This window comes from Candidatus Cloacimonadota bacterium (assembly GCA_021734245.1).
In the GTDB taxonomy this organism is placed as follows: Bacteria; Cloacimonadota; Cloacimonadia; order Cloacimonadales; family TCS61; genus B137-G9.
In genome coordinates, this window is record JAIPJH010000029.1 from 25070 (window position 1) to 32260 (window position 7191).

5 protein-coding genes are annotated in these 7191 nt (G+C 38.8%); 3 read left to right on the forward strand and 2 right to left on the reverse strand.

Translation table 11 applies throughout. The annotated features are described in order from the left end of the window. The first annotated feature begins 4 nt into the window (after positions 1 to 4). Positions 5 to 2356 (forward strand): prolyl oligopeptidase family serine peptidase, encoded by a 2352-nt coding sequence (locus tag K9N40_06265; GenBank protein MCF7814060.1) that lies wholly within the window; start codon positions 5 to 7, stop codon positions 2354 to 2356. Between the two features lie 182 nt (positions 2357 to 2538). Here K9N40_06265 and pgeF read toward each other — a convergent pair whose 3' ends face one another. Together pgeF and K9N40_06275 are read right to left on the reverse strand one after the other, a co-directional pair. Further along, positions 2539 to 3198 (reverse strand): peptidoglycan editing factor PgeF, encoded by a 660-nt coding sequence (gene pgeF, locus K9N40_06270; protein ID MCF7814061.1) that lies wholly within the window; start codon positions 3196 to 3198, stop codon positions 2539 to 2541. A gap of 430 nt (positions 3199 to 3628) precedes the next feature. Continuing rightward, a complete protein-coding gene (locus tag K9N40_06275; protein MCF7814062.1) occupies positions 3629 to 5086 on the reverse strand; it encodes an ATP-binding protein in 1458 nt (485 codons plus the stop codon). A gap of 310 nt (positions 5087 to 5396) precedes the next feature. Between K9N40_06275 and hrcA the strand changes: the two genes are divergently transcribed. Continuing rightward, positions 5397 to 6452, forward strand: a complete 1056-nt coding sequence (gene hrcA / locus K9N40_06280; GenBank protein MCF7814063.1) for a heat-inducible transcriptional repressor HrcA — start codon at positions 5397 to 5399, stop codon at positions 6450 to 6452. After that, positions 6442 to 7026 carry a nucleotide exchange factor GrpE gene (gene grpE / locus K9N40_06285; protein ID MCF7814064.1) on the forward strand — a complete coding sequence of 195 codons (585 nt, stop codon included), beginning with the start codon at positions 6442 to 6444 and terminating at the stop codon, positions 7024 to 7026. Before hrcA ends, grpE begins: the two co-directional genes overlap by 11 nt. The last annotated feature ends 165 nt before the right edge of the window (positions 7027 to 7191 follow it).

Genomic DNA, 7191 nt, shown 5'->3' on the forward strand with positions numbered 1-7191 from the left:
TTTTATGACATTATTCGCATCTGATAGCGGTTACAAATTACCGCCAAAACATATTCAGGATGTCTTTGATACCAAGCGTCCAAACTACTACAGTTTTGTTCCTTTCCATAATCTGGCGTTAGAAAAAAATTATCAACGTTATCAAAGTTTGGAGCAGATTTCCGATCCAACCGTAAAGCTGGCAGGAAGAGAAATTTCCATAAAATTGAATGCTTCTGCAACTCGTTATCCCGAAAATTATCTGGCAATTTATGACTTTACTAAGGATAAGAAAATAAATGTCGATCTACCTGAAAATATCAAAATCCGAGATTCTAAACTTTCTTTCGATAATTCCAAACTGGCGATCAGCTATGAAACCGAGGAAGGAATTAAACTGATGATGGTAGATGTGGATACTGGAAAGATAAAATATTTTGAAGATTTTGTTTTGAACGATGCTTTCGGTGATACAGCTTTCTGGTGGATGAATGACAACAAAACTCTTTTTATCAAAATAATTCCGCCCGAACGCGGTGAAATGCCAAAACGACCAACCACACCAGCTTCTCCTACCATGGAAGAAACCAGCGGAAAAATCAGCACAACTCGAACTTATCAGCACTTGCTGAAAGACAAATTCGACGAAGTTCTATTCGATTATTTTTTCACTTCCTATCTGGCAAAATTAAATACTTCCAATCAAAAACTGAAAATAATCTCCAAACCAAAAATCTGGGAAGAAATGATTTTATCACCTGATAACGACTACATTTTTGCCACTATTTTGAATAAACCATATTCCTATCAAGTGCCTTATTATCGCTTTCCGCAGTCGGTGCAGATTTTGGGTAAAAAAGGAAATTTCGTAACCACAGTTTACGATCGTCCACTTCAGGATCAGGTTCCAATTGGTGGGGTCTACGTTGGGCCCAGACGGTTTGACTGGCAGCCATTGAAAGATGCTTCGCTTTTGTGGGTAGAAGCGCTTGACGAGGGCGATCCTAAAAACGAAGTTCCGTATCGTGATAAAATAATGCGCTGGGATGCTCCATTCGAAAAAGATCCTTATGAGATTTTCCGCACAGTTCATCGCTCATCTCATACAGACTGGTCGGAAATCGAAGATGAAATAATTTATTCGGAATATGATCGCGACCGCATTTGGATGACGACTTATCTTTATAAAATCGGTAGCAAAGAAGAGCCGAAAATGCTTTTTGATATGAGCCGCAGAGATAAATATAACTTCCCTGGAAAATTGATTCATAAAAAGACGGAACGCGGTGAAAATGTATTTCTGCATCGTGGAGATTTCGTTTACTTTGATAACGATACCGGAGCCACTCCGGAAGGACGTTTTCCCTATCTTTCCCGTTTCAATTTAAAGACAAAGAAAACAGAAATTTTGTGGCGGTGTCAGTTCGATCATTACGAAACATTCCTGGCTTTCGTGGATGAAGACATGAATAAGATCGCTATTCGCAGTGAGAGCAATCTTAAATATCGTGATTATTGTTTAGTAGATTTAGATTCGAAGATAAGAACAAAACTTACCGATTATCCCAATCCTTACCAGGAAATCACCGATCTCAAAGTGGAATTGGTAACATACACTCGCAAAGATAGCATTCCGCTTTCCGGCACTCTGATATTACCGGCAAATTACCAGAAAGGTGAAAGGCTGCCGCTCATTTACGAAGCTTATCCGCAGGAATATACCGATGCTTCCACAGCAGGCCAGGTTACGAATTCTGCGAATCGTTTTCCCAATTTCTGGGGTGCATCAATTCGTTATTTAGTTTTGGAAGGTTATGCAGTTCTTTTGAATGCTTCCATTCCTATTATCGGCGATCCCGAAACAGTTAACGAAACTTTCATCGAACAAACCGTGAGCAGCGTGGAAGCAGCTATCGATTACCTGGACAAGCGAGGTATTATCGATCCGGAAAAAGTGGGAATTACCGGACACAGTTATGGAGCTTTTATGGTGGCAAATGTGCTGGCTCACAGCGATATTGCAGCTGCCGGAGTTGCCAAAAGCGGAGCTTATAATCGCATGCTTACTCCGTTTGGTTTTCAAAGTGAACGCCGCACGCTGTGGGAAGCCAAAGATTTTTATGTGGAAGTTTCTCCCTTCATGTTTGCCGATAAGATCAAAGAACCGCTGCTGCTAATCCACGGAGAAGATGATCCCAATTCCGGCACTTATCCGATGCAGTCTAAACGCTTTTATCAGGCTTTAAAAGGAAATGGCGGAACTGCTCGCTACGTTCTGCTGCCCAATGAAGGTCACGGTTATGCTGCGCGGGAATCGCTGCTGCACGTTCTGGCAGAAACCATAGAATGGTTCAATAAATATGTGAGAGACAAGTAACGCAATGCTCTGTCTTTGCGACTCGGCGACAGTGAGACATTGTGACTTTGTGGCTTTGGGACTTTGTGAAGATGAGATTAGGCGACTGGGAGATTTAAGAGTATTGATAAGATGGACAAATCAGCTTTTGTTTGTCTTCCCTGTCCCGCCGTAGTTTGAACGTAGGTGGATTCGTTACTAAATTATACCATCCCAATCACTGAAATCTGGCGTCCAGTTGTTCCATTTTCCCGAAAAGAAAAATAACTGCTGTCTTCTTTTGTGCAAATGTCATGATTAAAAATATTCTCTCTCAATATTCCAGCTTTCTGTAGTTTAGTTTTCACCACTTTCTTCAGATCAAGTTTGGGAAATATTTGTTCCACTTCGGTTTTGGAAACAAATTCATCGAAAGTTTTCTGATCTACAGGATAGCATTTTCCGCAGACCGCAGGTCCTATTTCCACTCGAATATCGGTTGGATCGCTGTTGAACTTATTTACAAAAATCTGAACTGCTTTTTCGGCAATATTCAGTTCTGTACCTTTTCTGCCAGAATGCAGTGCAGCGATCACATTCTTTGTTTCATCCCAAACTAAGATCGGAATGCAGTCAGCAGTTTTTACTGCCAGAAAAACATCAGGAACATTTGTTATCAAACCATCCACACCTGTTATTGGTTTTGATATTTGGATATCATCAAATTCGTTCTCTTCAATAATTTCAATTCGATCGGAATGAACTTGTTCCATTAAGATTATGCGATTGGTTGGAATTGAAAGATCTGCAATTTTTATAGAATCTGAATTTTTTAGTAATTCCAGATCGAAGTTTTTATCTCCAAATTTTTTGATGATTTTCAAAAGAATTCCTTTTTCTTATTTTCCTAACTTTCGCTCTTCAAATCCTTCGGTACAATCCGGCAATTGCCGGATCACTCAGGATGACATAATTGATTGCTATGAAAGAAAATACTTATTGGTTCAATCGTCTCGATTGAACTGAATCTTTGTTTTGATCGTCCCCAATCAATTTTTGTTAGAATTGATCCCAAAATAGAGTGTGGGTTAATAATAACAAAAACATTCTTACCTGAAAACTTCGCTTTCAGGCAAGTCTGGAATTTTTGAGCCGAAAACATGAAACTGATAGACTCCTATAGACGTTAAGTCCAACCTCTCACTCATCTTCATAAATTTTTCAACTTCTCTCCCCTGTTTGAGGGGAGATGCCAAAGGCAGAGGGGTAAAAACTTCTGGACTCCACGATATGTGAAGTCCAACGGTTGTTCATTCATCGTTCCATCATCGATTTATAGGCATTTCCCACATATGCAGCCAGCTCTTCTCCGAATTCGGAAGCTGTGATAATTTCGTTGGGATCGACTTCCACATTGTTAAGAAACTGCAGTCTGAGAACATCGCCATTCTGTTTTTCGGGAATGATGCCGGCAAAGAAAAATCCCAGCATTTCCAGCGATGCACAAAATTGCTGACTGGCTGGATTGGACAATGGCAAATCGATGTAAATACAGTTCATGTGACGGAAGCAAAGTTCGCGCAGTCGAAATTTTACAAGTTCCAGAAAATCCTCTCCAAACTTGATGATATTCATGAAAGCAAAACCGCGTTCCGGTTTCACGGTCACATCTATCTGAGTTTTTTCTGCCAGCTTCAATTCACCTTCAAATTTTTCGATCTCATTTCTTTTCAGTTTCCCAATTTCGTAGATCTTCTTGATGATAGCTTTATGATGGAACGGCAAATATGAATCGTGAACCGGTCCATCCAGTATCTTATAATAAAAAAACATTGCTGGAGTTCGTTTTGTTTTGTCTTTCTTTTCGATGTTTTTGAATTTCATAGTTGGCGGAGATAATCCCAATAAAACTCCGGTTTCCCGCGCTCCCAGCGAAAGATTTCCTTTTTGCGAATAGGGATGAACCGCCACCGCTTCGCTATAGAAACCATGAACTCCTGTTTTTCTGGCATGTTCAGCCATAAAAAGTTTCATTTTTTTAAAAAGACCGCGACCGCGATAACGAGGATCGGTTACAGCCATTCCTGTTTCTCCTACCAGATCTTTCGGGCTTGGTCTTATCATGGCAAAATGTCCGATAATTTCTTCTTCAGAATTTGTGTAAATACAGGAAGTCAGGTAGCCGCTTTTTAGAAGTTCTTTCACCTTTTCGGGATAATAAATGAATTCCCAGCCATAAGTATAACCATAAGAACGATAGATGCACCGCGCCATTTTATCGGCATCTTCCGGCTTCATGATGCGAATATTTACTTCCTCATCCAGAGGTGCTTTTTCCACTTCCTTTTCTTCTGGTTTGGAATGCTCAATTTCTTCGTATTGCAGATTTTTGGAAAATTCTACCCGCTTTCCACCACGACCAATATTCAGGAATTTGATCTCATCAGCAAAAGCACGCATCAGCAGCATTCCCAAACCCTTATTTTCATCTGGTTTGAATTTGGTGAAATTAAATGGCAGTCCCTGATCTTCCACAGCAATTACAACTTTACCCGGCTGTCTTTCAATGATAACCTGATACTTACCTTCCTCACCAGGATCGAAGGCATGTTCGATAACGTTGGCACAAGTTTCTTCTGTTATCAATTCCAGCTTTTTTGCATCATTCTTTTCCAATCCCAGGCGTACAGCCAATTTCCCTACAAAAGAAATAACTTCGGACAAATATTTCAGTTCAGCCTTCACTTCAAGTTTGGCAATTTGATTATTCATGATCACCTCTTTAAATTTATGCGTATGAAATTATTCTTTGACTTTTGTTTGTCAATATTTGTAAATCTGAATAACAAAAAAATGGCTAAATCTGAATTGCCAAATTAGATTTATCCACTTTTCTGATTTTCATTATATTCTTACATCCGCATAAAACCAGCGGGAAATCAAAATTCAAATTATTTTTAGCACTCTTAGCGATGGTCTGCTAAAAATAATTTGACATCTTTGTCAGAAAAATTAAATTGTCCGTAGTTTAGCAGTGAAAGCTAAAAAATGCTAAAAAGTTTAAAAGGTTGAAGAGGAGAAAATGAAGAAGAATGAGATTAGGCAGCAGCAGGTTCTTAAATACTTGGTAAAGGAATTTATCCAGACTTCGGAACCGGTATCTTCCAAACTCATTAACGAGAAATATATTCAAAATTCCAGTCCGGCCACGATCAGGATAGATTTGAATAAGCTGGAAAAAGAAAATTTCATCTATCAACCTCATACATCTGCCGGTCGCATTCCTACGATCACAGGTTATCGCTGCTACCTGGAGATGCTGGCTCCTAAACTTAATACGATCCAATATGAAAAAAATGATATTTTACGAAATATCTTAATTAAATACTATAAAGATATTCCTCTTGCTCTTCATTATATAATGCAGTTCCTGGCTCGCGAAACCGATCAGCTCAGTTTTGTGGCGGAACCGGAAGTTTCATACGGTTATCTGGAAAAACTGGATGTTTTCAAAATTGCCGAGAACAAACTTCTCTTTGTTGTAAGCCTGGATTCCGGTTTGGATAAAACAGTTATCCTCAAATGGGATCACGGCATAACAGAGCAGCAATTAAAAGCAGTTGTGCGCTACGTGAATGATAAATTTGCCGGACACAGAATTTATGATATCCAACATCGCTATCTGGAAGAAACATCTGACAAGATAAGCGAAGAGAATAAGCTTTTAAAATATTTTCTGGATGAAATGGAAAAAGCTATATCTGAGATCAGCAGCTATTTCATCCATTTTGATGGAAATATCAGTTTTCTGGAGCAGCCGGAATTTGACGATAAAAGCTCAATCCTGGCTTTTCTGGGTTTCATTCAAAAGCAGGATTATCTGGTAAATCTAATGCAGCGTTATGACAAAAATAAACCTTATACCGTGGTAATGGGAGAAGATATTGGTCATCCTGAATTATCGGATTATACTCTTATTTTTTCTCGCTACGAAATCTTTGGTATTCCTGGTTATCTGGGAGTTCTAGGACCGATCAGAATGAATTATGAGAAGAATATCCCGATCATTCGAGATATGGCTCAGATCATTACAAAAACAACAAAAAAAGGTATGGTGGTACCGAAAAATGACAGATAAATTTAAAGAACAAGAAACAAAAAAAAATAGCGAAGTTTCCAAGGAAAAGGAAACAAAGAAAAAAGCTAAAAAGCTTTCCAGCAATGATAAAATCAAAGCTCTTGAATTGGAACTGGAAGAATTTAAAGACAGATATGTTAGAAAAGCTGCGGAGTTTGACAACTTCCGGCGCCGGAACATTTCGGAAAAAGCTGATTGGATTAAAAATGCCAATGAGCGGATCGTGCTGGAATTGTGCGATGTTCTGGATAATTTTGAACGTGCTCTTCATCCCGAAGTAGAGAAGAATCGTGAATCTCTTGAAAAAGGAATCGAATTGATCTTTCAGCAGCTTTCCAACCTTTTGAAAAAAGAAGGTGTGGAAAAGATAGATGCGATGGAACAGGAATTCGACCCCAATATTCACGAAGCATTGGCACACATTCCTTCCGAGCATGATGATAATATCGTAGCCGCAGTTATTCAAAATGGTTATAAGATGAATAATAAAGTAATAAGGCCGGCTCGGGTTGCTGTATCAAACGGTCAGAAACCTGAAGCTGAAGAAGAAAATAAAAAGAAAAAAAATAAATAGTCTGCTTCGTTCCGTTTGGGAACGAAAATGGTAGTGTAACATGTTTTATGAAAAGTTATGAAACATTTTCATAAAGCGAGAATAGAAAAACATAAGTGAAAAATAGTGTCAAATCGTGGATAAGTCTGAAATTTATCTAAAGTGTACACTATCCACACCACGACT